Annotated in this window: 27 protein-coding genes; 1 reads left to right on the forward strand and 26 read right to left on the reverse strand. The window is 39.1% G+C overall.

Annotation, left to right across the window (positions count from 1 at the left end; all coding sequences use genetic code 11):
- Window positions 1-3 precede the first annotated feature (3 nt).
- The 11 genes from rnc to F4V44_RS08500 all read right to left on the reverse strand — a co-directional run bounded on the left by rnc (window position 4) and on the right by F4V44_RS08500 (window position 10626).
- On the reverse strand, window positions 4-768 hold the full coding sequence (gene rnc, locus F4V44_RS08450; RefSeq protein ID WP_150439560.1) for a ribonuclease III: 765 nt from the start codon (window positions 766-768) through the stop codon (window positions 4-6).
- Window positions 769-936: 168 nt separating this feature from the next.
- Entirely contained in the window at window positions 937-1170 is a 234-nt protein-coding gene (locus F4V44_RS08455) for an acyl carrier protein (protein ID WP_071395368.1), read from the reverse strand.
- Window positions 1171-1265: 95 nt separating this feature from the next.
- Entirely contained in the window at window positions 1266-2009 is a 744-nt protein-coding gene (gene fabG / locus F4V44_RS08460) for a 3-oxoacyl-[acyl-carrier-protein] reductase (RefSeq protein ID WP_150439561.1), read from the reverse strand.
- Entirely contained in the window at window positions 2006-2953 is a 948-nt protein-coding gene (gene fabD, locus F4V44_RS08465; protein WP_150439562.1) for an ACP S-malonyltransferase, read from the reverse strand. The genes fabG and fabD overlap by 4 nt, the downstream gene beginning before the upstream one ends.
- Before the next feature lie 10 nt (window positions 2954-2963).
- Window positions 2964-3965, reverse strand: a complete 1002-nt coding sequence (gene plsX / locus F4V44_RS08470; RefSeq protein ID WP_150439563.1) for a phosphate acyltransferase PlsX — start codon at window positions 3963-3965, stop codon at window positions 2964-2966.
- Between the two features lie 34 nt (window positions 3966-3999).
- Window positions 4000-4563 (reverse strand): transcription factor FapR, encoded by a 564-nt coding sequence (fapR, locus tag F4V44_RS08475; protein WP_150439564.1) that lies wholly within the window; start codon window positions 4561-4563, stop codon window positions 4000-4002.
- Window positions 4564-4747: 184 nt separating this feature from the next.
- Window positions 4748-6796 carry an ATP-dependent DNA helicase RecG gene (gene recG, locus F4V44_RS08480; RefSeq protein ID WP_150439565.1) on the reverse strand — a complete coding sequence of 683 codons (2049 nt, stop codon included), beginning with the start codon at window positions 6794-6796 and terminating at the stop codon, window positions 4748-4750.
- Window positions 6797-7675: an L-serine ammonia-lyase, iron-sulfur-dependent, subunit alpha gene (gene sdaAA, locus F4V44_RS08485; RefSeq protein WP_150439566.1), complete on the reverse strand. Its 879-nt coding sequence runs from the start codon at window positions 7673-7675 to the stop codon at window positions 6797-6799.
- A 69-nt stretch (window positions 7676-7744) separates the two neighbouring features.
- A complete protein-coding gene (gene sdaAB / locus F4V44_RS08490; RefSeq protein WP_150439567.1) occupies window positions 7745-8407 on the reverse strand; it encodes an L-serine ammonia-lyase, iron-sulfur-dependent subunit beta in 663 nt (220 codons plus the stop codon).
- A 169-nt stretch (window positions 8408-8576) separates the two neighbouring features.
- Window positions 8577-10247: a DAK2 domain-containing protein gene (locus tag F4V44_RS08495; RefSeq protein ID WP_150439568.1), complete on the reverse strand. Its 1671-nt coding sequence runs from the start codon at window positions 10245-10247 to the stop codon at window positions 8577-8579.
- 16 nt (window positions 10248-10263) lie between these two features.
- Window positions 10264-10626, reverse strand: a complete 363-nt coding sequence (locus F4V44_RS08500; RefSeq protein WP_150439569.1) for an Asp23/Gls24 family envelope stress response protein — start codon at window positions 10624-10626, stop codon at window positions 10264-10266.
- Window positions 10627-11038: 412 nt separating this feature from the next.
- Here F4V44_RS08500 and rpmB point away from each other — a divergent pair, with 412 nt between their 5' ends.
- Entirely contained in the window at window positions 11039-11227 is a 189-nt protein-coding gene (gene rpmB / locus F4V44_RS08505) for a 50S ribosomal protein L28 (protein WP_071395377.1), read from the forward strand.
- A 126-nt stretch (window positions 11228-11353) separates the two neighbouring features.
- On the opposite strand, the gene spoVM is transcribed toward rpmB, so the two are convergent.
- The 15 genes from spoVM to remA form a co-directional block, all read right to left on the reverse strand.
- The gene (gene spoVM, locus F4V44_RS08510) at window positions 11354-11434 is read right to left on the reverse strand and encodes a stage V sporulation protein SpoVM (protein WP_071395378.1); all 81 of its coding nucleotides are present in this window, start codon (window positions 11432-11434) and stop codon (window positions 11354-11356) included.
- Window positions 11435-11564: 130 nt separating this feature from the next.
- Window positions 11565-12212: a thiamine diphosphokinase gene (locus F4V44_RS08515; RefSeq protein ID WP_150439570.1), complete on the reverse strand. Its 648-nt coding sequence runs from the start codon at window positions 12210-12212 to the stop codon at window positions 11565-11567.
- 155 nt (window positions 12213-12367) lie between these two features.
- Window positions 12368-13012, reverse strand: coding sequence for a ribulose-phosphate 3-epimerase (gene rpe, locus F4V44_RS08520; protein ID WP_150440097.1), 645 nt, complete (start codon window positions 13010-13012; stop codon window positions 12368-12370).
- Window positions 13013-13014: 2 nt separating this feature from the next.
- A complete protein-coding gene (gene rsgA, locus F4V44_RS08525) occupies window positions 13015-13896 on the reverse strand; it encodes a ribosome small subunit-dependent GTPase A (protein ID WP_150439571.1) in 882 nt (293 codons plus the stop codon).
- Window positions 13897-14187: 291 nt separating this feature from the next.
- Entirely contained in the window at window positions 14188-16161 is a 1974-nt protein-coding gene (pknB, locus tag F4V44_RS08530; RefSeq protein WP_317978315.1) for a Stk1 family PASTA domain-containing Ser/Thr kinase, read from the reverse strand.
- Window positions 16161-16919 (reverse strand): Stp1/IreP family PP2C-type Ser/Thr phosphatase, encoded by a 759-nt coding sequence (locus F4V44_RS08535; RefSeq protein WP_150439573.1) that lies wholly within the window; start codon window positions 16917-16919, stop codon window positions 16161-16163. The genes pknB and F4V44_RS08535 overlap by 1 nt, the downstream gene beginning before the upstream one ends.
- A 4-nt stretch (window positions 16920-16923) precedes the next feature.
- Window positions 16924-18012 (reverse strand): 23S rRNA (adenine(2503)-C(2))-methyltransferase RlmN, encoded by a 1089-nt coding sequence (gene rlmN, locus F4V44_RS08540; protein ID WP_150440098.1) that lies wholly within the window; start codon window positions 18010-18012, stop codon window positions 16924-16926.
- Window positions 18013-18015: 3 nt separating this feature from the next.
- Entirely contained in the window at window positions 18016-19365 is a 1350-nt protein-coding gene (rsmB, locus tag F4V44_RS08545) for a 16S rRNA (cytosine(967)-C(5))-methyltransferase RsmB (protein WP_150439574.1), read from the reverse strand.
- Complete coding sequence (fmt, locus tag F4V44_RS08550; RefSeq protein WP_150439575.1) at window positions 19355-20311, reverse strand: methionyl-tRNA formyltransferase; 957 nt, start codon at window positions 20309-20311, stop codon at window positions 19355-19357. The genes rsmB and fmt overlap by 11 nt, the downstream gene beginning before the upstream one ends.
- The gene (def, locus tag F4V44_RS08555) at window positions 20308-20793 is read right to left on the reverse strand and encodes a peptide deformylase (protein WP_150439576.1); all 486 of its coding nucleotides are present in this window, start codon (window positions 20791-20793) and stop codon (window positions 20308-20310) included. The genes fmt and def overlap by 4 nt, the downstream gene beginning before the upstream one ends.
- Before the next feature lie 152 nt (window positions 20794-20945).
- A complete protein-coding gene (gene priA / locus F4V44_RS08560; protein ID WP_150439577.1) occupies window positions 20946-23360 on the reverse strand; it encodes a primosomal protein N' in 2415 nt (804 codons plus the stop codon).
- Window positions 23360-24565, reverse strand: a complete 1206-nt coding sequence (gene coaBC, locus F4V44_RS08565; protein ID WP_150439578.1) for a bifunctional phosphopantothenoylcysteine decarboxylase/phosphopantothenate--cysteine ligase CoaBC — start codon at window positions 24563-24565, stop codon at window positions 23360-23362. Before coaBC ends, priA begins: the two co-directional genes overlap by 1 nt.
- A gap of 100 nt (window positions 24566-24665) precedes the next feature.
- Window positions 24666-24887: a DNA-directed RNA polymerase subunit omega gene (gene rpoZ, locus F4V44_RS08570; RefSeq protein WP_150439579.1), complete on the reverse strand. Its 222-nt coding sequence runs from the start codon at window positions 24885-24887 to the stop codon at window positions 24666-24668.
- Between the two features lies 1 nt (window position 24888).
- The gene (gene gmk, locus F4V44_RS08575) at window positions 24889-25503 is read right to left on the reverse strand and encodes a guanylate kinase (protein WP_150440099.1); all 615 of its coding nucleotides are present in this window, start codon (window positions 25501-25503) and stop codon (window positions 24889-24891) included.
- 10 nt (window positions 25504-25513) lie between these two features.
- Window positions 25514-25774 (reverse strand): extracellular matrix/biofilm regulator RemA, encoded by a 261-nt coding sequence (gene remA / locus F4V44_RS08580; protein WP_150439580.1) that lies wholly within the window; start codon window positions 25772-25774, stop codon window positions 25514-25516.
- Between the last annotated feature and the right edge of the window lie 15 nt (window positions 25775-25789).

Consider the following 25789-nt stretch of genomic DNA (forward strand, 5'->3'; position numbering starts at 1 on the left):
TCCTTACTCTGGATGCGTTTCTGTTAAATTTCCATGTAGATGTGCTTTTAGCTTTTCCAGAGCCATTTGGGCTGCATGCTGCTCGGCTGCTTTTTTCGAACGCCCCGCACCTGTACCAATCTCTGCTCCATTTAACAAGACAACAGAGATAAATTCACGGTTGTGCGCCGGACCTTTTTCTACCAGGATTTTGTATTCAATCATTCCTGTGCTGTCCCGTTGAACTAATTCTTGAAGCTGACTCTTGAAATCCATAACATGTGAAAAAGCCCCCGCATTGACCTTTGGAAAAACATACTTCTCCAAAAAAGCAACAACTGTGTCAATACCTTTATCCAAAAAGAGAGCACCAATGAATGCCTCAAATACGTCAGCTAATAAAGCAGGTCTCTCACGGCCGCCTGTCAATTCCTCTCCCTTACCAAGCAAAATGAATTTCCCGAATTGAAGCTCATTAGCAAATGCCACGAGGGATGGTTCACATACAATGGCTGCCCGTAATTTAGTCAACTCTCCTTCACTCATCATTGGATATTTTAAAAATAAAAATTTCGAAACCGTTAGTTCAAGTACCGCATCACCTAAAAATTCTAAACGTTCATTGTCCTCGTACGGCTTTCTTCTATGTTCGTTGACATATGAAGAATGGGTAAAGGCTTGCTTTAATAATTTGATGTTTGTAAATGAAATACCAATCGTTTCCTGTAATTCTTTAAATTGTCTATCATGCGTGCGTATACCTTTTTTCTCTTTTCCATTCTTACGCATTTATAATTCCACCTTAACTAGAAACTTAACTACCTATAAAAGTTTAATTAATAACGATAAAAAAGGCAAAGAAACTTTTAAAAAAGCTTTATTTTGCCTAATTGTATTTTTCGAACTTTATCATAAAAGAAAGCCCCGTAAGTATACGGAGCTTTGTGAATCCAACGATTATTGTTTTGCTTGTATGTAATTCACAGCATCACCGACTGTTGCGATTTTTTCAGCATCATCGTCAGAAATTTCCATGTCAAACTCATCTTCAAGTTCCATAACAAGTTCAACTACATCAAGGGAATCTGCACCAAGATCATCTTTAAAAGAAGCCTCTAAAGTTACTTGAGATTCTTCTACACCTAAACGGTCTACAATGATTTTTGTTACGCGTTCTAATACCTCTGCCATTGGTCATTCACCTCCCCTCAGGTCATTATAGAGTATTTCAAATAGATTAGCTAGATTTAATTTTAAAGATAATAAAATACGTAAGACAGCCTTTGTTACATGACCATTCCGCCATTAACATGAATCGTTTGTCCAGTGATGTAACGGCTATCATCAGATGCAAGAAATATAACTGCATTGGCTATATCCTTTGGCTCACCGAACTGTGCCAGAGGTATGGCTTTTAACATCTCTTGCTGAATTTCCTCCGATAATTTATCAGTCATTTCTGTTGTGATAAATCCAGGGGCTATTGCGTTAACAGTAATCCCTCTTGGAGCAAGCTCTTTAGCTGTTGTTTTCGTTAATCCGATGACACCGGCTTTAGCAGCAACATAGTTTGCTTGTCCTGCGTTTCCCATGGCACCGACAATGGAAGAAATATTAATGATTCGGCCGCTTTTTTGCTTCATCATTTGTCTCGTCACTGCTTTTGTACAAAGGAATACACCTTTAAGGTTGATATTCATGACATCATCCCATTCGCTTTCCTTCATACGCATCAGCAGGTTATCTTTTGTAATTCCAGCATTATTAACAAGAATATCGAGTCTTTCAAATCTTTCAATTGTTTCTTTTACCATATTTGCCACAGAATCACTGTTTGAAACATCACATTGAACGGCGAATGAATCTCTTCCCATTCCTTTTATTTCATCCACAACTTCCAAAGCCTTTGCTTCACTGCCGGCATAGTTAACCGCAACATCAGCGCCCTGTCTTGCAAGTTCTAACGCAATTTCTCGGCCAATTCCACGAGAAGCACCTGTGACTAATACTTTTTTACCTGCTAATTTCATCTTGTCCCCTCCTTCAATGCTTCCATGACTTCTTGGCATGTTTTCTCATCTGAGACTGCATAAGTAACTGCCGTACGGCTTACTTTCTTGACCAAGCCGGATAACACTTTTCCAGGACCAATTTCAATAAATGTCGTTACGCCTAAATCAAGCATTTTCTGTACACTCTTCTCCCATTGAACGGGTGAATAAAGCTGCTCAATTAGTTTTTCTTTTATTTCTGCTGCATTGGACATCTCTGATGCTGATACATTGGCAATTACAGGCACCTTTGCGTCCGTAATGTTCATTTCATCAAGCACCGCTCTAAGCTTTTCGGCAGCCGGCTTCATTAATTCAGAATGAAAAGGTCCGCTAACTTCAAGAGGCAGCACGCGTTTTGCTCCGGCTTCTTTTGCTTTAATACCGCCTAGTTCAACACCTTTTCTTGTCCCGGATATGACAATTTGTCCTGGGCAGTTAATATTTGCCAATTGCACAAGATGGCCGCTTTCTGAAATTTCATTTGTGACAGCTTCCAATTTGTCACTGTCAAGTCCAAGCACTGCAGCCATTGTTCCTTCCCTATTAGGGACAGCTAATTCCATAAATTCGCCTCTTTTATGAACCGCATAAACCCCTTCTTCAAAAGAGAAGGCGCCAGCAGCAACAAGGGCAGTATATTCTCCAAGACTATGGCCGGCTACATAATTAGGTGTAATACCTGACTGTTTAAAGTACTCCATAATTGCAATACTGGTTGTTAAAAGAGCCGGCTGTGCATTAGAAGTCAATGTCAGCTCAGACTGAGGCCCTTCAAATATCAGCTTTGTAAGAGGGTATTCCAATTTTTTATCAGCCTTCACAAAAAAATCATTGGAAGGCTGATACGTCTCTGCTAAAGATTTTCCCATTCCAACTGTTTGTGAACCTTGACCAGGAAATATAAAAGCTATTTTACTCATTACTTTCCTCCTATGATTGACTATTCGTTCTCGTTTTTTCAACAGCTGCTCTAATGGTTTCTACTACCTGTCCTTCCACCATCTCGCGTGTTTGTCTAACCGCGTTGAAGATAGCCGTCGCATCAGAGGATCCATGTGCTTTAATAACAGGTGCCTTTAGACCAAAGAGGCCTGCACCGCCATACTCTGAATAGTCCATTTTAGTCTTTAATTGATATAAATCAGGCTTTAAGACAGCAGCCGCAAGCTTGCTTTTCCAACTTGACATTAATGCAGATTTTAACATTTTCATAATCGACATGGCGGTTCCTTCAACCGTTTTCAGCACCATATTACCTGTAAATCCATCTGTGACTGCTACATCACAAACACCTTCCATTAAATCACGAGCCTCTACATTACCAATAAAATTCACTTCTAAATTTTGCATTAATTCATATGTATGTTTTGTGAGCTCATTTCCTTTTTTCTCTTCCGCACCAATATTCAATAAACCGACACGAGGATTTGATACCCCTCTTACCTTTTGACTGTATATAGAACCCATTAAAGCGTATTGGAGGAGATGTTCAGGCTTAGCATCAGCATTAGCTCCAACGTCTAAAAGTACAAACCCCTCTCCGCCAATTGTAGGTAGAGTTGGTGAAAGTGCTGGGCGTTCAATCCCCTCAATTCTTCCTACAATAAACAGGCCTGCAGCCATCAACGCGCCAGTATTGCCGGCCGATATACAGGCATCTGCTCTCCCATCGGCTACTTCCTTGGCAGCAAGCACCATTGAAGCGTTTTTCTTTCTTCTTACAGCGCGGACAGGCTCGTCCTGGCTGGATATCACTTCTTCGGTATGAATAATGGAGATTCGATCATGATCCTTCATATATTCTTTGATTTTTTTTTCATCCCCGACAAGTACAATTTGAACATCGGTATAGGTTTCGATTGCTTTTAGAGCTCCCAGCACAATTTCTTTTGGGGCATGATCTCCACCCATAGCATCAATAGCAATTTTCATGATGTCTGTCCACTACCCTTCTACCTGCATTCACTCATTCTCCCGAGCGATACATTTCAAATTCACCTTTGCACACTAGTTGATTATTGACAAAGCTCTGAACTTCCACGATTGTTCGGCCTATTTCATTATCAATATTGCTAACCTTTGCTTTCGCAACCACCCGCTCACCTTCTTTAACTGAATGGATAAAATGGATGTTTGCTTTTGCTGTCAGCGCAAGTTCATCATTAATAACAGCAACAGCAAGTGAATTAGCCTGCGCAAATAAATGATGACCACGTGCTATGTGATTCCGCTTAAAAACATGCTCAGGTTTTACATCAAAAATAGAAATGGCTGTTTTATCTAATTCAATATCAATAATTTCTCCAATGACCTCTTCAATAGGCAGAGAGCGAACCTCGTCCTCAAACTTTGTTGCTGCAACATGCTTAATTCGTTCTCTTAACTCTGGAATAGATAATTCAAGCCGGTCCAACCGAATCGTTTGAACACTTACTGAGAATTTTTCTGCCAATTCTTCATCGGTAATAAACGGATTTTCTTTAATGGTTACCTGTAAGTTTTTTTGTCTGTCCCGCTTATTTCTTTTCATTTATGACACCGTCCACGATACTAAGACTAGGTACTAATAGTAGTATATATTTTTAAAAAACAGATTGCAAGAATAAAAGTATAACCTCCTTACAGATTATGAAACCACAAAATACGAAGTGCATCCTATAAAGAATACTAAAAAGCACTCAACTGGAATGGAAAGCTGAGTGCTCCTGTATATATTAGTCTAAATTTTCACCATCGAATACTCCAGTTTCTTCGAGATAGCTTCGTAATGGCTGATATTCTTCCGCATTCCAAAAATAAGTCGATTCTACAAGAAGATGCGCATCCTGTCTGGCTGTTTCTAAAGCTCTATAATCATGTATCATATCTGCTACCTTAAATTCCGGCACACCGCTTTGCTTTTTCCCAAAGAAATCTCCGGGTCCGCGCAGTTCAAGATCTTTTTCACTTAGTACAAAACCATCATTTGTTTCGGTCATAATTTTCATTCGTTCTTTACCATTTTCCGATTTAGGATCTGCCAGCAATATACAATAGGATTGTTCACTGCCTCTGCCAACCCTTCCCCTAAGCTGATGCAGCTGAGAAAGACCAAAACGCTCGGCATCGTAAATGACCATTAGTGTGGCATTAGGAACATTGACGCCTACTTCGACAACAGTTGTAGAGACAAGAACATGTAATTTATTGTCACTAAACTCCTTCATTGCAGCATCTTTTTCGTTTGCAGGGAGACGCCCATGCATCAGACCTATTTCAAAGCGGTTTTGAAAATAATGTACAAGAGTGCTGTGTACATCAATCGCATTTTGCACATCAAGCTTGTCTGATTCTTCAATTAAAGGACAAATAACATAGACTTGACGTCCCTTCTGCAACTCTTTATTCATAAAGCCGAGTATTCTGTCCATCATATCAGGCTTTACCCAATACGTTTCAATGGTCTTTCTTCCCGCAGGCATTTCATCAATAATCGACACATCCATTTCACCAAATGCAGTAATTGCTAACGTACGCGGAATTGGCGTTGCCGTCATAAATAAAACATCTGGATTTTCGCCTTTTTCTCTTAGAATACGGCGCTGTTCAACCCCAAAACGGTGCTGCTCGTCCGTAATCACAAGCCCGAGTTTTTTAAATTCTACTTCCTCTTGAATCAAGGCATGCGTACCAATTAAAATATGAATTTCACCTGTTTTTAAACGACTAAGAATTTCTTTTCGTCTTTTACCTTTCACAGAGCTCGTTAAAAGTTCACAGAAAATACCCGCAGGCTCAAGCAGTCCCTTTAAAGATTCCGCATGCTGCTCAGCTAAAATTTCAGTTGGCACCATCAGCGCTCCTTGAAACCCGGCGGAAACACTGGCAAATAAAGAAATAGCTGCCACTACTGTCTTACCCGAACCTACATCCCCCTGCAGCAGACGGTTCATACGGTAAATCGATTTCATGTCTGAAAGAATTTCATTTACTACTCTAACCTGGGCATTGGTTAATGGAAATGGCAGATGTGCAATAAACTCAGCCGTTTTTTCTTCTTCATATACCTGTGAAATACCTTTTGACTGCTCGCGTTCTATTTTGCGAAGCGTCTGCATTTTTAATTGAAATAAAAGAAATTCCTCATAGACAAACCGTCTCCTCGCTTGTTTTAAATCGTTCTGATCAAGTGGATAATGAAGAGCTCTTAGTGCTTCCCTTCTGTTCATTAATTTATACTTTTTTCGTAACGAACCTGGTATAGTTTCCTCTACCAATTGGCCAAATTGGGAATAAGCTAGCTGAATACAGCGTCTTATTCCCTTCATAGTCATATCCCCTTTTATAGCATACACCGGTTCAAAATCCTTTGATCCAGCAGAAGAACCAATTTTCAGTTCACTCGCTGTAAGCATTTGCCTGTGCCCATCCCATTTTCCTGAAACCGTCACTTGTTCATTCATCGCTATCTTTTTCTTTAAATATGGCTGATTAAATAGCACTACTTGAATTAAATAACGACCCACCAGGAGACGTATGGTTAAACGAGATCGTTTTCGACCATAATAGGTAAGAGAAGGCTCACTATGAACCTTCCCTTCAATTGTTATTTTCTCCTCATGCTTCACTTCTGCTAAATCACGAAGACGATAATCTTCATACCGATACGGAAAATGCTCTAATAAATCTTGAATCGTATATAATTTCATATCAGCTAATGCCGCTGCTGTTTCTTCTCCTATGCCTTTTACGGCAGTTACAGATTGTTTTAATAGATTTGTCACTTAATTAATCGGCCTACCAAAGATCTTTGCTTCAAGTCTGCGACCGGTTGGTGTAGCCGCCAACCCTCCCTGTCCTGTTTCTTTAAGCGCCGTCGGCATCGATTGCCCGATTTTATACATCGCACCAATCACCTCATCGCATGGAATTCTGCTTGTAATACCTGCGAGTGCCATATCGGCTGCCACTATGGCATTGGCCGCTCCCATTGCATTTCTTTTTACACATGGGACTTCCACTAAACCTGCCACAGGGTCACATACTAATCCTAACATATTTTTTAATGTTATAGCCATCGCTTCCGCACATTGATTAGGAGTTCCTTCCCGCATTTCTACAATTGCAGCCGCAGCCATTCCTGCAGCCGAACCAACTTCAGCCTGACAGCCGCCAGCTGCTCCTGAAATCGACGCATTATTGGCTATAACAAAACCAAAGGCTCCAGCAGTAAAAAGATAGGCAAGCATTTGTTCCCGTGTTGGGTTCAGTTTATTTTTTAAAGCAAATAATGTTCCAGGAACCACGCCCGCCGAACCAGCTGTCGGAGTTGCACAGATAGTACCCATAGCTGCATTCACTTCATTCGTTGCCATCGCTTTACTAACCGCATCAAGAATAAGATCCCCTGCTAAGAATTGTCCTTTTTCAAGATATTTTTGAACCAGGACAGCATCCCCGCCTGTTAATCCCGAATGAGACTGAACACCCGCGAGACCGCGTTCAACGGCTTTCTCCATTACACCTAGATTTTGTTCCATTAGAGCAAGAATCTCTTCTCTGGAACGTCCGGTAATATTTATTTCTTGCTCAATCATTATTTCGGATATTTTCTTTTTATACTTATTTGCTTGTTCAACTAGCTCTGCAACTGTACGAAACATGTTTTAACCTTCCTTCATTGTATCTTTTCCTTTTTTCTTTTTGACCACACGGAAGGCGTAATCTAGCTTCTATTCGACGATTTTAGTTACCTTGCTAATATTATCGAGCTTCTCTAATTCCTTTAGTATAGAAGGATCAATAGTTTGATCGACTTCGATGGTCATAAGCGCCTGTTTTCCAACCTCTTTTCTCGCAACCTCCATATGTCCAATATTAATTAAATATTTGGCAAGTACATTCGATACACTTGCAATGGTCCCAAATTTATCATGATGAAAAACGAGAATGGCCGGATGATTACCTGAAAGTCGCAGGGCGAATCCATCTAGCTCAATCACTTCTATTTTTCCTCCGCCGATTGAAATTCCAACCAGCTCTAATTCCCCATTCTCATCTCCGATACGGACGCGGGCAGTATTGGGATGAACAGGAATGGCATCTTCGATAATAAATTGAAGCACGATACTTTTTTGCCTAGCGATGTTAATTGAATCAATAATCCGCTTATCAAAAGTATCAAAATCCAGTAAGCCCCCTACAATGGCTACATCCGTTCCATGCCCGCGGTACGTTTGGGCAAAAGATCCATAAAAGGATATTTTCGCCCACTTCGGTTCTCTTCCAAATAAACTGCGTGCTATTCTGCCAATTCGTGCAGCACCTGCAGTATGAGAACTAGACGGTCCAATCATTATAGGTCCGATAATATCAAAGACACTTTTATACTTCACTTCACAACCTCCAAATAAGGGGTGATTGCTAATAAAAAAGGGTATAATCCTTCTTCATAGTTTATAGCAACAAATCATTTATTGTTACTATAAAAAACGAGAGAATTATACCCTATTGATTTACCATATATAGCGAAAAGGTGTCAGGTCGCAAAGCCTCTATATAAAATCACTCAACTGCAATGATAAATGGATATAACGGCTGCTTTCCGTTATGGACTTCCACTTCAACATCTGGAAAACGTTCATCGATAAATGAAACTAATGCTGTCACATCTTCATCAGACGAATCCACCCCTTGTAAGATTGTGACAATTTCAGAATCTTCATCAATCATTTGTTCTAACAGCTCCGTTGCAGTGTTTTGCATTTTTTTGTTTTTAACGACGATTTTACCATCTAATATACCCATAAAATCATCTTTTTCAATTTCAAGACCATCAATCGTAGTATCCCGAACAGCAAAAGTAATTTGCCCTGTTTTTACCTGTTGAAGTGCCTCAGACATAATCATTTTATTTGAAGCTAAATCAGCATTAGGATTAAATGCAAGCAGTGCAGATAACCCCTGCGGAACCGTTCTTGACGGAATAACCACAACGTCTTCATCACAAAGTTCCACTGCCTGCTCAGCAGCCATAATAATATTTTTATTATTCGGCAGGATGATTACCTTATGAGCATGTACTTCTTTCACAGCTTTTACAATGTCTTCAGTGCTCGGATTCATTGTTTGTCCGCCTTCAATGACAACATGAGCTCCAATACTTCTAAATAAATCAGCCACTCCGCTTCCCATTGAGACAGCAACAATTCCGAATTCCTGCTTTTCCTTATTTGGTGCAGGTTCTGCTTCTTTTAATACTCTGTGTGTTTCACCAACGATATTCGTGTGCTGCTGACGCATATTTTCAATTTTCATGTTGATTAGGCTTCCGTAGCTTTGACCGTAATTCAACACATTGCCCGGTTCTTCTGAGTGGATATGCACTTTTACTACCTCATCATCAGATATGACCAATAAGGAATCACCATATTTACTCAAATCTTGTCGGAAGAGTTCTTCAGAAAAAGGTTTCTTATCCTCTAACCTGACCATAAACTCAGTACAATAACCAAAAACGATATCTTCTGTATTGATATGGCCCTGTACACTTTTATGATGTTCAGCACTTACAAGTTCATCCATTGACGGCAGACTTGATGGTGAATCAGGCAGCTGTTCTCCTTTTAGTTCAGCTAGAAAACCTTCATAAACAAAAACAAGCCCTTGTCCGCCGCTATCAACCACGCCTACTTCCTTTAATACCGGCAGCAAATCAGGTGTACGATTTAATGATGCCTTTGCTTCTTTCACAACTTCTTCCATAATGTAAATAAGGTCATCACTTTTCTTTGCTGCTATAACTCCCATTTTGGCAGCATCTTTAGCAACTGTAAGAATTGTTCCTTCCACCGGCTTCATAACTGCTTTATAGGCAGTCTCAACGCCCGCCTCAAATGCACGGACAAATTCCGTTCCGTTAATCAATGCTTTTTGTTCAATGGCTTTTGAAAAACCTCGAAATAACTGGGATAGAATAACCCCAGAGTTACCTCTCGCACCCATTAACAAACCTTTTGAAAGTGCTGATCCCACTTTACCAATATGTTCTTGAACATTTTGTTTAACTTCTTTCGCTCCAGAAGTCATTGATAAATTCATATTTGTTCCAGTATCACCATCTGGAACAGGAAATACGTTTAATGCATCAACATATTGGGCATTAGCAGCTAAATGATTAGCTCCCTGAATAATCATTTCTGCAAAACGTTTTCCGTCCAAAACTGTAATTGACACAATTCTTCCTCCCTCACTACGGATTCGTTACACGAACACCCTGAACGTATATATTTACTGTGTCAACGGCAAGTCCAACTGTTTTATCCAATGTATATTTCACTTTTGATTGAACATTATGGGCAATCTCTGAAATTTTTGTACCGTAACTTACGATAATATACATATCAATATGTACTTTTTCTTCCTCTTGACGCACAATGACGCCGCGGGTAAAGTTTTCTTTACGTAAAATATCTGTTAAACCATCTTTAATTTGATTTTTTGATGCCATCCCGACAATTCCATAACAATCAACTGCTGCACCGCCTGCGATGGTTGCTATAACGTCATTTGATATATCTATTTGTCCGTATGTTGTTTTTAATTCGATGGACATGAGTTTTCCCCCTTTTGGAAATTGCTCCTTGACTACTGCCATTTTACTATAAGCTTTCCTATTTTAAAAGGCATACTTATTATGCGTTAATTTTCGAGAAATTATCTGTTTGATGGATTATGTCGATTAAAGACTGGACCAGCATCCGGAGCATCTAAAGCTGTCGAACTCGGGGCACTAGGGACGACCGGCTTTCGCTTTTCTTATTGTCAAGTAATTTTTCTTGAAAGGTTTGATTTGAAGTATTGCAATCAGAATGGTTGTATGATAAATTATTAAGGTATCTTTAATGGATGAAAAACGGAGTTTGTCCTGTTTTTCTCATTTTTCCGGATGGATAAAAGATCTGATTAATAAAAATGTAACTGAACTGTAGAAACGATTCAGTTTTTCTAGTAAGGAGGGAAAATATATGCCACGCAAATGTGTTGTAACTGGTAAAAAAACAACTACAGGTAATGCACGTTCCCACGCTATGAACGCTAACAAACGTACATGGGGTGCTAACCTTCAAAAAGTTCGTATTCTTGTTAACGGAAAGCCAAAGCGTGTTTGGGTTTCTGCAAGAGCGTTAAAATCAGGTAAAGTTGAACGCGTATAATGAAGAGTGACGTCCTTTTAGGACGTCTTTTTTTTATTTAGATGCAGGCGAACAAAAACACCCAATAATGGGTGCATAAAGGTTAAGTTTATATCTATTTTCCAAAGGTTAGTTAATAATGGTTTGTCATCCCTTTTTAAACGTACCTAACATAGCCCGGACAAGACCGCCTAAAAATTTAGGCAACTTAATTGTATAAAATTTCATAATTATGTCCCTCCTCAAACATCATACAAACTAGGATGGTGCTAACCAGTTTAAAACGACTTTGAATTTTTCAACCACATTATCTTATTCAAATATCGGTAATAAGTACATTTATTTTCAAGCTTTTTAATCAATCGGTACTTCTTACAATCATTAATATGCCTTCAGAAAAAGAAAAAGTACCATAATCACCAATAAGCTCATTACTAATACATAATGTCGAGCCCAACGAAATATGGCGATTTATCAATGGATATTTAAAACCCTTTAGTGTAATGCCTTTTACATGGTTAGAAAGAGGAATAAAGGAAATATATTTTTTTTCAGCCAAAGCATCAATTGAATACTCCCCTGGGGTTCGAATAAAGATTGTGTTTTGTTGGTCAATCATTTCAATTTGAACAAATTGATTATTTATACTTGCTTTGAGCAATAATTGAACATTTCCAAACATATGATCCAATCTTCCTCCCGTTGAACCAAACATTCGAACTGTACGAGGCTGCTGCGCGATAGCCCAATTAAGAGCATGCTCCATATCCGTTTCGTCCTTCTCTGGTTTATATTTATTCAACTTCATAACCTTCTTATTAATAAATGAGAATTCCTCATCAGTCACTGAATCAAAATCGCCAAATGCAATATTAGGGTTAATCCCTTTTTCAATTAACGTATATACACCACGGTCCACCCCTGCCCAAACAATATCTTGCTCATGATACAAACTAAAATCAGGTAAAAGATTATCAGGACCACCACCTAATAAATGAATAATCATTTTCTCCATCCTTTCCTTATGTATAATTGAATACTTCCAAAATAAAGGCTATATTAACGAACCATGTTATGAGTCAAAAATTAATCATGTTAATAAACAAAGCTAAAATGAAAGAAAAGAAGCCGGCATAATAGCTGACTTCTTTTTTATCTTCTTTATCCCCTTAATGCTGCAATGGCTTGCTCGCGATTAGCTTGATCATAAACAGCAGAGCCGGCAACCAAAACAGTCGCACCTGCTTGAATACAAAGGGGAGCCGTTTCTTTATTGACACCACCGTCTACTTCAATCTCAACATTCAATCCTTTTTGAACTACTAATTCTTTAACTTGTTTAATTTTAGTAAGCACTGACGGAATAAATTTTTGTCCGCCAAACCCGGGATTTACTGACATTAATAATACCATGTCAAGGTCGTCAATAATATGATCAATCATTTGCACAGGTGTTGCCGGATTCAAAACAACACCTGCTTTTACACCAAATGATTTTATTAACTGGATTGTGCGGTGCATATGCCTGCATGCCTCCACATGAACGGTAATATAGTCAGCACCTGCTTTTGCAAATGCTTCAATATATTGATCAGGATTTTCAATCATTAAATGCACATCGAGCGGGAGCTTAGTAATAGGTCTAATGCTTTCAACAATTAACGGGCCAATGGTTATATTTGGAACAAAATGTCCATCCATCACATCAACATGGATGTAGTCGGCCCCGCCCTTTTCAACGTCCTTAATCTCTTCTCCTAATTTTGAAAAATCAGCAGATAGTATAGATGGTGCAATTTTTATCATCATTAATACCTCGGCTTTCTATTTTTTATCTCGTCTAGAAACTCTAAATAATGTTCATATCGGTAGGCTGGCAATTCCCCGTCCTCATAAGCCGATTTAACAGCACATTTTGGCTCAGAGATATGCAGACAGCCGCGAAACTTACATTCTTCACTAAGTGCTTGAATTTCAGGAAAACAGAAGTTTAGCTCCTCTGCTTCTATTTCAGTAAATTCTAAAGAGCTAAATCCAGGAGTATCTGCTACAAGCCCCTCACCAATATGGATGAGTTCTACATGTCTTGTCGTATGTTTTCCCCGGCCAAGATGATTAGATATATCATTTGTTTTTAAACTTAAGTCAGGACGAAGCACATTTAATAATGAGGATTTACCAACACCTGACTGCCCGGCAAAGACAGAGATTTCTCCTTTTATATAAGGTAACAATTCGTTAATCCCTTCTGCTGTTTCTGAAGAGGTTAATAAAACATCATAGCCTGCTTTTTGATAATCCTCTGCAAACTTATGGATATTGATTTTTTCAGCCTCACTCGTCAGATCCATTTTTGTAATACAAATTAATGGACGAATCCGATTGTATTCAATCAGTACAAGAAACCGGTCTAATAGAGCGGTGCTAAAATCCGGTTCTACTGCCGAAAAAACGAGGATAGCTTGATCAACATTTGCAATCGGGGGACGAACTAACTCATTTTTTCGCTCTTTGATTTCAAGAATATAGCCCTCCGTGTCATTTTCAGCTTGAAAGACTACCTCATCTCCGACTAATGGAGTAATTTTATTCTTACGAAAAACTCCCCGACCACGGCATTGAACTAATTTATCATTACTGAAAACATAATAAAAACCACTCAACGCTTTAACAATTTTGCCTTCAGGCATAGCAACGCTCCCTTAATTCAATATTGTTCAGCTTCACCGCCTAGTCGCGTCTGACAGGTAGTGCAGCTCTTCTAATTTATCCCACTCTTAACGGGCAGTAAGACCCCCACATCAAGATTCTGAATATACAAAAGAAGATAGATGGGGAATCAACTGCCCGTAAAGGTCCATTAGCGGAATCACAGACGAAGAACGCCACATTTTTGGCAACGTCTGTGTGACCCACATCCTGTGGGCCTCAACTAACCATCAGCGGGGGATGAAGAACCCCCCACTGATGGAAGTTTCACTTTATTCCGGGTAGGGTACAGCTTCTTCAAGAATGACACTTTTGTCACGCATTACTTTATAACCGGCTGATTCCCCATGAACAATGATTAATTCGATAACTTTTCTAGTATTTTCTTGAATATAGAAAGTTTCATCCGCAACTGTCATGCTATTGTTCATATCTTCAATAAAGATTTGAACCTCCTGTGGCATTCCCTCTACTTCAGGCTCATATGGAATATCAATTTCTTTAGTCACAGTTTTTGGCGGTATTTCCTCAGGACCTTTTGAAATAATGACTGTAATTTTTGAGCCTTTTTTGACCGCTGTACCAGGTGCCGGTGTTTGGGATATGACAAGACCCTTTGTAACCGTATCACTGAATTGCTCCTGCGAAACATCTGCCGCTAACCCTTCCGATTCAGCATAAGCTTGTACACCCGAAGCATTAGTCCCAGATAGATCCTTCACTTCAATCATCGCGGGGCCTTTAGAAATCGTAAATTCAAGGATTGTTTCATCAGGTACCACTTCTTCTCCTGCTGGATAATTTTGATCTAAAATCATCCCAACACTCGTCTCTTCATCATAAACTTCTTTTTTCTTAATATCTTTAAAACCCTTTTCTTTTAATAGAGTTACAACATCATCATACATTCTTTCTGTATAGTCCAATAACTCAAATGTCTCTTTTCCGGAGCTTTCAAAAATAGTGACCGTTGTGCCTTCCTTTACCTTTTTGCCTGCTTTAGGTTCTGTTTTTACAACATAGCCTTCTTCGAGCTCCTCATGGCTTATCTCTTTTGTGCCACCAATCACAAATCCAGCTGTAACAAGCTCAGTAACAGCTTGATCTAATTCCATACCTGCAACATCCGGAATCTCGATATCCTTCGGAGAGAAGAGACCTGGTAAAACAGTAATCGTTAACACACTAAGAATAATTAAAAAGCTTAAAATTGAAAATAATATAATCGGCAATTTTTTTCTTTTCTTTTTACTCTTCCCATTTTCTGTTGCTTTTACAGATGTCTCATCAGAATTCAATTTGAAATCTTTTTCATGAACAATTGTTTCATCAAGATTAGAATAAGGCCCATCATCCGTAATAATTGGTATTGCTTTTGTTGCATCTTCATCCATAGGAACTGAAAATTTAGGTTCATCCAAACGTTCTAGATTCAAAGAAGTTCTTATATCATCCTCCATCTCTTCGACACTTGCATATCGATGGAAAGGATCCTTAGCAGTAGACTTTAAAACAATATTTTCAACACTCTGAGGAATAGATGGATTCCATCTTCGTAATGAAGGAGTTTCAGACTGCAAATGCTTTAAAGCAATAGAAACAGCTGATTCACCAGAAAATGGAAGCCTACCTGTTAATAATTCAAACATAACAATACCGAGTGAATAAATATCTGATTTATTAGTGGCAACTCCCCCTCTAGCTTGTTCTGGCGATAAATAGTGAACGGAGCCGAGCACTGAATTGGTTTGAGTTATACTCGTTGCACTTAACGCCATTGCAATGCCGAAATCAGTTATTTTGACATTCCCATTCAAGTCCATCAGTATATTTTGCGGTTTAATATCTCGGTGAATGATATGATTATGATGCGCGTGTGAAATGGCTGATGTCAGCTGTTGCATAATATCAATGGCTTTTTCAATCGGAATAGGTGAATGATTTTGTATGTATTCTTTGAGGGTTTGTCCTTTTACATATTCCATGACGATGTAATAAATAGAATTTTCTTCTTCTCCGACATCAAAAATATTCACAATATTTGGATGAGCAAGGCTTGTAGCCGATTGAGCTTCCCTGTGAAACCTGCGAATAAATTCTTCATTGTCAGCAAAGTCAAGCCGTAACACTTTCACTGCCACATCTCTGTCAAGAATCATATCATGAGCTAAATAAACATTAGCCATTCCTCCGCCGCCAACCATCTCCAATATTTTATAGCGGCCGCTTATTCGTTTCCCAATCATCACTCTACATCACCCTTAATGCCAACAGGACCATATTCAACAATAATGAGTGTAATATTATCCTCACCGCCATGATTATTAGCGAGCTTAACAAGGGAATGTGCCTTTACCTCAATTTCCAAATCATTTTTCAGAATATCGACTATTTCCGTTTCCGTTACCTTATTAGATAATCCATCAGAACAAAGTAAAAGACGGTCACCCTCTTCAAAAAGAATCGTTTTAATATCCATTTCAACTGAAATTTCAGTACCTAACGCTCTTAATAATACATTCTTACGAGGATGATGTTCAGCATCTTCTTTCGAAATCTCTCCGGAACGTACAAGTTCATTAACAAGTGAATGATCTTCTGTTACCTGAGAGAACCCAGTCTCATTTAAAATATAACAGCGACTATCCCCTATATGAGCGATGGTGGAAAATAGATCAGTAACAATTGCTGCCACAATAGTTGTCCCCATTCCCTCGCATTCGGAATGTTTTTTCGAATGTTCATAAAGGACCCTATTGACTTGATTGATATGATTCTTCAGCCAGTTCTCGGCTTGGTCAGCCGTTTCAATTCTAACTGTTTTTTCCCATTCCTCCTGCAGCTTTATTAAAGCCATTTTACTAGCAACATCGCCTGCACGATGCCCTCCCATCCCATCTGCTACAATGGCAAGGCGTTGCCCAGATTGGCTAATAAATACACCGCCGCTGTCTTCATTATGCTGACGAACCTTTCCTTTGTCTGTCACGAAAATAGTCTTCATATCTTCACCTCGTCTCTTCTTTTCGTTCCTTTGCACGCAACTGTCCACATGCTGCATCAATATCAGATCCTTGTTCCCGACGAATAGTTACATTCACACCAGCATCTTTCAACGTTTTTTCAAATAGAAAAATTTGATCACGCGGTGTGCGGACATAATCACGTTCAGGAACATAATTGACCGGAATTAAATTAACATGACATTTTACATCTTTTATTAAACTGGCTAATTCTTTGGCATGTTCAACCTGATCGTTGACTCCTCCAAATAACCCGTATTCAAAGCTAACCCGACGGCCTGTTTTATTTATATAATATCGAACAGCTTCCATCAAATCCGGAAGTTTATATGCCTTATTAATCGGCATTAACCGGCTCCGTAATTCGGTATTTGGTGCATGCAATGAGATAGCAAAGTTAATTTGCATATTCTCATCAGCAAATTGATAGATTTTCGGAATAATCCCACTCGTTGAAACAGTGATATGTCTTGCACCTATATTTAAGCCTTGATCATGATTAATTATCTTTAAAAAAGAGAGCATATTGTCAAAGTTATCAAATGGCTCACCAATTCCCATAATGACAACAGAGCTGACTCGTTCCTCTGTTTCATCAAGGGCCTGTTGAACTTTAACCACCTGCGAGACGATTTCACCTGCTTCTAAATGTCGCTTAAGACCCCCAAGAGTTGAGGCGCAAAACGTACAGCCAATCCTACAACCCACTTGCGTAGTAACACAAACTGAATTTCCATAGTCATGCCGCATTAATACAGTCTCAATAGAATAACCATCGTGAAGTTCGAATAAAAATTTAATCGTTCCGTCAGCTGATTCCTGCTTAATAATTGTATTTAGAGTTGTCAAAGTAAAATGCTCCGAGAGCATATCCCGTAAATTCTTAGATAAATTACTCATTTGAGCAAAATCAGACACTCTTTTTTTATATAACCAATCAAAAATCTGCTCCGCTCTAAATGCTTTCTCATTCTGTTCCTTTAACCATTCCTTTAACTCTGAAAGCTGTAGCGAATAGATGGATGGCTTTTGGCTTAATTCTGTTATAGTCTCCTGTGTGGTCATTTTCTCCATCATTTACCCCTTCTTCCTTAAACAAGCAATATAAAAACCATCTGAATTCATATACTGCGGTAAAATTTGCATTTCACCGTTTTCTACATATGGTTTTATTTTATCAGGCATTCGATCTCTTACTGTTAAGTCTCTTTCAAATTCAGCGTGCTGTCTTAAAAACTCTTCAACCACCTGCTGATTTTCTTCCTGATCAATTGTACATGTACTGTAAACTAGAATACCACCTTTTTTTAATAAAGGGGAAACAGATTCTATTAATGATTTTTGAATTTTTTGCAGTTGAAATACGTCTTCTTCTTTTTTTGTGTATTTAATATCTGGTTTTCTTCTCATAACACCAAGTCCGGAACAAGGAGCATCCAGAAGAATACGGTCAAAGGATTCTTTTTCAAAATGCTCTTGAACATGACGGCTATCAAGTGTTTTTGCTTTTATATTCGGCAAATCTAGTCTTTCGGCATTTTCACGTATCAACTTAACCTTATGTTCATGTAAATCAAGAGAAATTACCTCACCTGTACCATGTAATCTCTCTGCAATATGAGTAGTTTTGCCTCCGGGTGCCCCGCAGGCATCAAGCACATACTGATTCTCTTTAACGCCAAGAGAAAGAGCAACTAGCATGGAGCTTTCATCTTGAATTGTTAAGAATCCCTGTCTAAATACTTCGGAGTTTGCCAGATTTCCTTTGTAGCAAAGAATTGCCTCAGGTACAACTGGGCTTGCTTCAACTGCAAAACCTTCTTCCTCTAAAAGTGCTAGACATTTATCCCGGCTTATTTTCGTTGTATTCACACGGCCAGTCATGACAGGGGCTGTTAAATTTAGTTCACACATCTCTTTCGTGTTTTCATAGCCAAATTGCTGGACCCAGCGTTTGACAAGCCAAAGCGGATGACTTGTTGATACCGAGAGCCTCTCTGTTGGATCTTCAATTGTCTCAAAGGAAGGAATCCCTTCTCTTTGGATACTTCGGAGGACACCATTAATCAGACTGGAAATTCCTTTATGCCCACGTTTTTTAGCAATCTCGACAGCCTCAAATATTGCCGCCCGGTCCGGTATTTTATCTAAATACACCATTTGATAAACGGTCATCCTTAATAATTGTCTAACCCAATTTTCCACTTTTTTATTTTTCAATAAAAAAGGTGATAGATAAAAATCAAGCGTCATTTTTCTTTGCAGGGTACCGTACGTTAATTCCGTTAATAAACCAATGTCTTTTGATTCGAGCTCATTTTTTTTAATGACATTATTCAAAAGGAGGTTACTATAGGATTGATTTTTTTCGATTAACTCCAAAATCTCAAGTGCTGCTTCACGAACATTTTTCCGTTTATTTTTCATAGTAATCCCCTAATCGTATACCTATGGTCAAATCACTTCCAGCGCCTCTTAAAAATTGACCTGTAGTCATCTTTTTCTTACCAGACGGCTGTAATTCCTTGACTTTTACAGATATCTGATTTCCTGTTGCGACGATAAATCCATCCTCTTCAATTCTGACAATGGTTCCAGGAGCTTCATTTACTTGTAATGGAATTTTTTCAGACTGCCAAATTTTCAACACACTGTCTTGCAGCGTTGTATAGGCTCCAGGCCAAGGGTTTAGTCCACGAATGTGGTTATAAATTTCTTCCCCAGACTTCGTCCAATCAATCTTCTCCTGCTCCCTTTTAATATTAGATGCAAATGTCGCTTCCTCTTCATTTTGTTGAATGGGTGTCAATTCCCCATTAATAAGCTTTGGCAATGTGTCTGATAATAGTTCGGCACCTGCTTCACTCAGTTTGTCATGCATTGTACCTACATTATCTTGTTCTAAAATAGCTACCTCTACCTGTGTTAAGATATCCCCGGCATCTAGTTTTTCAGCCATATACATAATTGTGATACCCGTTTTTTCCTTCCCTTGCAGGATTGCATAGTGAATCGGGGCACCGCCGCGAAGCTCAGGCAAAAGAGATGCATGAACATTGATACAGCCATACCGAGGAGCATCCAGAAGCTGCTTTGGCAGAATTTGACCAAAGGCTGCTGTCACAATCAAGTCTGGCTGCAAGTCCAATATAGGCTGTAATTCTTCAGGACGCCGGATTTTTTCCGGCTGAAATACCGGTATCCCATGTTCTAACGCCTCAACTTTAACTGGAGGTGGTGTTAAAACTTTCTTTCTGCCTACAGGCCTGTCTGGCTGGGTGACGACTCCTATCACATCGTAGCCATCTTCAATAATTTTTCTTAATACCGGTACAGAAAAGTCCGGTGTTCCCATAAATACAATTTTGGTCATTCTTCCTCCACCTCCTGAAGTTCTTTTTCATCTATATACCTAGTTACCTTTGATGTAAACAAGATGCCATGCAAATGATCGATTTCATGCTGTATGGCACGAGCAAGAAAATCTTCAGCTTCGAGTGTAAACGTTCGCCCTTTCCGGTCCTGTGCTTTTACTTTTACATAATAAGGACGGCTTACCTCCCCATACAAACCAGGGAAACTTAAACATCCTTCAACACCCGTTTGTTCACCCTTTGTTTCAAGGATTTCCGGGTTAATCATTTCTATCGTGCCTGAGCCGTCATCAATATCAACGATAGCAATTTGCTCATCCACACCAACCTGCGGTGCCGCCAAACCGACACCATCAAATTCAATCATCGTATCATACATATCATTCAAAAGCTTCTTCAACTTATTACTAAAGTCTGTTACTGGTTTACACGGCTGTTCTAATATCTCCGCCGGGTGCATGACAATCTTTTTAACTGCCAATTTAGTTCCTCCCCTGTTTTTCCATTTTTACGTCCAGCCCTTGCGGCTAAGGACCCAAAGTCTTAGGCTGTCTGCCTCTATACAAGCTCTACATTTTCTTAATAGTTTTTCCAATTTTCTTGAATCATAACATTTAATATACAATTTATTGTCTACATGAGGATATAAGGATTCTTATCAATGGCTATTTGAAGACCTGACTGGTGCATATCCTGTTGATGATGATCGAGAACTGTTTTTAGGACATCCGTTAATTTCGGTTCACGTTTATACTTAATCAAGCACTGATAGCGGTACCGATTATTCAATCTTGGAATCGGAGATGCAACAGGACCTAAAACGACGGCTTCATTTGACAACCTCGAGGTAATAAACCCCGTTATTTTCTCCGTTACATCTACTGTTTTCATCAATTCTTCATGGCTGACTGTTATTAAGGCAATATAATAAAACGGAGGGTATTTATGAACCTTTCGAATCATCATTTCCCGCTCATAAAATTGATCAAAGTCCTGTTCACCCGCGAGCTCAATACTATAATGCTCAGGCGTATAAGTTTGAATCACCACTTCACCTGCCAGCTCATGCCTTCCTGCCCGACCACTTACCTGTGTTAATAGTTGAAAGGTCTTTTCTGATGACCGAAAATCCGGCAGATGAAGCATCGTATCAGCTGATAATACACCAACTAATGTAATATTAGGAAAATCAAGGCCTTTTGCAATCATTTGCGTACCCAGCAAAATATCAGCTCGTCCTTCCTGAAATTGCGTTAACAGCTTTTCATGTGCCCCTTTTCTAGATGTTGTATCAACATCCATCCGAATCACTCTTGCCCCAGGAAAGACTTTCGCAATTTCTTCTTCAACCTTTTGTGTACCTGTCCCGAAATAACGAATATGGTCGCTGGCACATTCCGGACAGGTTGTCGGAACAATTGATTCATAACCACAATAATGACATTTCATTTGCTGATTAAAGCGATGGTAGGTTAAAGAAATATCACAATTAGGACATTGCAGCACAAGCCCGCAGTCACGACACATCACAAAGGAAGAATGCCCGCGCTTATTCAAAAACAGGACAGTCTGTTCTTTTTTTTCTAAACGGTCTTGTATTTTTTCATGCAGTACACGAGAAAACATCGAACGATTGCCTTCTCTTAGCTCTTCACGCATATCGACAATATCCACATGGGGCAAATGACGCTCGTTCATTCGTTTTGATAAGGTTAAGAGCTGATAGACACCTTTTTTCGCACGGGCGAATGTTTCTAACGAAGGTGTCGCACTGCCTAATACAACTGGACAATTGTAACGCTTAGCCCTTTCAATGGCTACGTCACGTGCATGATACCTTGGGTTATCCTCCTGCTTGTAGCTCGTTTCATGCTCTTCATCTATAATAATAATCCCTAAATTTTCAAACGGAGCAAAGACAGCTGAACGTGCACCTACAACCACTTTGACTTCTTTTCGTTGTATTTTTCTCCATTCATCATATTTTTCTCCTACTGATAATCCGCTGTGAAGAACTGCTACTCTATCTCCAAAACGACCTTTAAAGCGATTGACCATCTGAGCTGTTAATGATATTTCAGGTACAAGGACAATGCCTTCCCGCCCATCCTCAAGCACACGTTGGATTGATTGTAAATATACTTCGGTTTTTCCGCTGCCAGTTACTCCATATAAGAGGAAGACATCATGTTTTTTCTCTTCTAACGCAGCTAAAATCGGTTGAATAGCCTGTGACTGATCACTAGTCAACTGCAAAGGCTCCGTTTTTTCAATATCACGGTCCCTATAGGGATCACGATAAACCTCCCTTGTTTGTTCCGTTAAGATACCTTTTTCAAGCAGCCCCTTAATCACAGCACTTGAAACCCCTAAGATGGACATAACTTTTTGTCTTTCCATCGGCTCATGGTGTTCAATAAAATGGTCAATCAATTTTAGCTGCTTCACATTGCGGCTTGGAAACTCCGAACGAATCTTCTGCAATTCTTTGTTTGTGACAGCTGGTGCAACCATCTTTATTGTTTTCTTTTTTACTCTTTCTTTCACTTCATATAAAACTTCAAGCACATCGTTTGCAATTTCCTTTTGTAATAACGAAAGTTCATTTCCTTTACTTACTTCTTCCCATTTAATGACGTCACCATTAGAAAAAAGGGATTGTAAAACAGAGGGCAGCATGGCAAGATGTGAGCGGTTTTTCAATCTTACCTTTTTCTCGTATTTTGCCTTTAATGCAGGAGGAAGCATCACTTGAAAAGCAGAAATCTTATAGCATAACGTCTTTTCAGTTAACCAATCCGACAGTAAAAGAAGTTCCTCGTTCAATACCGGTTCAATATCCATCAACTCACTGATTTCTCTTAGCTTTGGAAATTGTGACTTTTCGGCAATTTCAATCACAAACCCCTGAACCTTACGGGGACCAAAAGGAACAATCACACGCATTCCAGGCACTAAGACATTCATAAGCCTGTTAGGAATCCTATAGTCAAAGGGTCTGTTTGTTTGCTTTGCCGGTACATCAACAATCACTTTTGCCACTGCCATTAACGCTGTTCCTTCATAAGCAAACATACTTCATCTATAATTTTACTTGCTACTTCTTTTTTTGATAGAATAGGAAACTCCTTTGTTACCCCGTCTTTTCTGTAAAAAGTTACGATATTGGTATCCGTTCCAAAACCTGCCCCTTCTGTTTTTACATTATTTGCAACAATCATATCAGCATTTTTACTCGTTAATTTTTTTCTCGCATATTCACTGACATGATCTGTTTCAGCAGCAAATCCAATCAAGAGCTGCTTGTCTTTTCTTTGACCAAGCTCCATTAAGATATCCTTCGTTCGCTCTAGTTCTATCACTTGTTCTCCAGGCTGTTTTTTTATTTTATGATCCGCATAATTCTTCGGACGATAATCGGCAACAGCAGCTGACTTAATGACAATATCAGCATCATTATATTGGCTGATAACCGCTTCATACATTTCCTGTGCACTCTCTACTTTTACAACATGTATCCCTTGCGGCGGTGCCAGTGAAACTGGACCGGATATTAAAATCACTTCAGCACCTGCTTTTGCTGCTTCCTCTGCAACGGCATAACCCATTTTTCCTGTTGAATGGTTTGTCAGGTAGCGAACAGGGTCAATTTTTTCTCTAGTTGGGCCGGCTGTGATTATTATTTTTTTACCTGAAAGCCTTTCATCCTTTTGATGAAAAAACGCATTTATTTTTGCAACAATGTTCTCTGGTTCTTCTAGTCTTCCTTTTCCAACATACCCGCACGCTAAGTACCCCTCACCAGGTTCAATAAACGAATAGCCATATTCTAATAAAGCAGCCATATTTCTTTGTACTGCAGGGTGGCTATACATATGAACATTCATTGCCGGAGCAATCCAGACAGGAACTGTTGCAGCGAGTAAGGTTGTCGAAATCATATCATCCGCAATTCCGCCTGCCAGTTTACCAATGATATTAGCTGTCGCCGGGGCAACAAGTATGATATCTGCCCAGTCAGCCAAATCAATATGGGCTATTTTTTTGGAATCCTTTTCGTCAAAGGTGTCAGTATACACATCATTTCGAGATAAAGCTTGAAAGGTTAGTGGCGCTACAAATTCACAAGCTGATTTGCTTAAAATGACACGCACATCCGCACCTTCCTGGGTGAGTTTACTCGTCAAAGCTGCCGCCTTATATACAGCAATGCCACCTGTGACACACAATAAAATATTTTTTCCATTTAGCATAGATCTGACCCCCATTTACAGTATTCTACAACACATTCACACCTTTGCATTGTCATAATGCAAAAGAAAAGGGTCTGACATGGTCAGCCCTTTCTTCCTTTTATTCATACCTTGAACCTAAATTTCTATCTGCTAAGCGATAAATCAATTTGTCAGCATTAATTTCCTCTAGTGCTTTACCCACATTTTTATGAGAAATATAACGGTTTAATAGTGTGGATTCTCCTAATTGCATTTGACGTGCCCGCTTAGCTGCAACCGATACTAAAGAGTATTTACTATCTATTTTTGTCATTAAAGAATCAATTGATGGATCTAACATATTACTTTACCTCCAACATTTTTAAATATTTTGGTTCTACACGTTCTCTGCGGCAGTGCTCTGCCACAACAATTGCATTTATGCGCTCACAAGCAAGATCAATTTGATCATTTTCGACCACATAATCATATAAGTGCATCATTTCAATTTCTTCTTTTGCTACATTTAAACGGTTATTTATTATATCCTCTGTTTCGGTTCCTCTTGTCACAATCCGATTTTTTAATTCTGTCAGACTTGGCGGCATGAGAAAAATAAATAATCCGTCAGGAAACTTTTCACGTACTTGTCGTGCTCCTTGAACTTCAATTTCTAGGAAAACATCTCTTCCTTTATTTAAAGTTTCACGAACATAGTCTACCGGTGTCCCATAATAATTGCCGACAAACTCTGCATACTCCAACAGTTTACCTTGTTCAATCAACTGTTCAAATTCTTCCCGGGTTTTAAAAAAATAATCCACGCCGTTAACTTCCCCTTCGCGTGGAGATCTCGTTGTCATTGAAATAGAATATTCAAACTTTGTATCTGGCTGTGAAAAGATTTCTTTTCTTACCGTTCCTTTCCCTACCCCCGAAGGTCCGGATAATACAATTAATAGCCCTTTTTCATGCATCCATTTCGTCCTACCCTTCATCCAATATTTCATCCCGATCATTTAAACGATGTGCAACCGTTTCAGGCTGCACTGCACTTAAAATCACATGATCACTATCCATTATAATGACAGCTCTCGTTCGTCTGCCATATGTTGCATCAATTAATGAACCACGGTCGCGTGCATCCTGAATAATTCTTTTAATGGGTGCTGATTCAGGACTCACGATAGAAATGATCCGGTTGGCAGAAACAATGTTGCCGAAGCCGATATTAATCAGTTTAATCACCTGATTTTCCTCCTA

Origin of the sequence: Niallia endozanthoxylica (assembly GCF_008710145.1) — a bacterium.
Taxonomy (GTDB): Bacteria; Bacillota; Bacilli; order Bacillales; family Cytobacillaceae; genus Bacillus_BD; species Bacillus_BD endozanthoxylica.

Bases quoted from the DNA above. Each gene is read 5' to 3' on its own strand.
- rnc (WP_150439560.1), bottom strand. From the start codon at position 768: ATGCGTAAGAATGGAAAAGAGAAAAAAGGTATACGCACGCATGATAGA.
- F4V44_RS08455 (WP_071395368.1), bottom strand. From the start codon at position 1,170: ATGGCAGAGGTATTAGAACGCGTAACAAAAATCATTGTAGACCGTTTA.
- fabG (WP_150439561.1), bottom strand. From the start codon at position 2,009: ATGAAATTAGCAGGTAAAAAAGTATTAGTCACAGGTGCTTCTCGTGGA.
- fabD (WP_150439562.1), bottom strand. From the start codon at position 2,953: ATGAGTAAAATAGCTTTTATATTTCCTGGTCAAGGTTCACAAACAGTT.
- plsX (WP_150439563.1), bottom strand. From the start codon at position 3,965: ATGAAAATTGCTATTGATGCTATGGGTGGAGATCATGCCCCAAAAGAA.
- fapR (WP_150439564.1), bottom strand. From the start codon at position 4,563: ATGAAAAGAAATAAGCGGGACAGACAAAAAAACTTACAGGTAACCATT.
- sdaAA (WP_150439566.1), bottom strand. From the start codon at position 7,675: ATGTTTCGTACAGTTGCAGAGCTAGTTGAACAAGCAAATAAGTATAAA.
- F4V44_RS08500 (WP_150439569.1), bottom strand. From the start codon at position 10,626: ATGTCCATCGAATTAAAAACAACATACGGACAAATAGATATATCAAAT.
- rpmB (WP_071395377.1), top strand. From the start codon at position 11,039: ATGCCACGCAAATGTGTTGTAACTGGTAAAAAAACAACTACAGGTAAT.
- spoVM (WP_071395378.1), bottom strand. From the start codon at position 11,434: ATGAAATTTTATACAATTAAGTTGCCTAAATTTTTAGGCGGTCTTGTC.
- F4V44_RS08515 (WP_150439570.1), bottom strand. From the start codon at position 12,212: ATGATTATTCATTTATTAGGTGGTGGTCCTGATAATCTTTTACCTGAT.
- rpe (WP_150440097.1), bottom strand. From the start codon at position 13,012: ATGATAAAAATTGCACCATCTATACTATCTGCTGATTTTTCAAAATTA.
- rsgA (WP_150439571.1), bottom strand. From the start codon at position 13,896: ATGCCTGAAGGCAAAATTGTTAAAGCGTTGAGTGGTTTTTATTATGTT.
- pknB (WP_317978315.1), bottom strand. From the start codon at position 16,161: ATGATTGGGAAACGAATAAGCGGCCGCTATAAAATATTGGAGATGGTT.
- F4V44_RS08535 (WP_150439573.1), bottom strand. From the start codon at position 16,919: ATGAAGACTATTTTCGTGACAGACAAAGGAAAGGTTCGTCAGCATAAT.
- rlmN (WP_150440098.1), bottom strand. From the start codon at position 18,012: ATGGAGAAAATGACCACACAGGAGACTATAACAGAATTAAGCCAAAAG.
- rsmB (WP_150439574.1), bottom strand. From the start codon at position 19,365: ATGAAAAATAAACGGAAAAATGTTCGTGAAGCAGCACTTGAGATTTTG.
- fmt (WP_150439575.1), bottom strand. From the start codon at position 20,311: ATGACCAAAATTGTATTTATGGGAACACCGGACTTTTCTGTACCGGTA.
- priA (WP_150439577.1), bottom strand. From the start codon at position 23,360: ATGGCAGTGGCAAAAGTGATTGTTGATGTACCGGCAAAGCAAACAAAC.
- coaBC (WP_150439578.1), bottom strand. From the start codon at position 24,565: ATGCTAAATGGAAAAAATATTTTATTGTGTGTCACAGGTGGCATTGCT.
- rpoZ (WP_150439579.1), bottom strand. From the start codon at position 24,887: ATGTTAGATCCATCAATTGATTCTTTAATGACAAAAATAGATAGTAAA.
- gmk (WP_150440099.1), bottom strand. From the start codon at position 25,503: ATGCATGAAAAAGGGCTATTAATTGTATTATCCGGACCTTCGGGGGTA.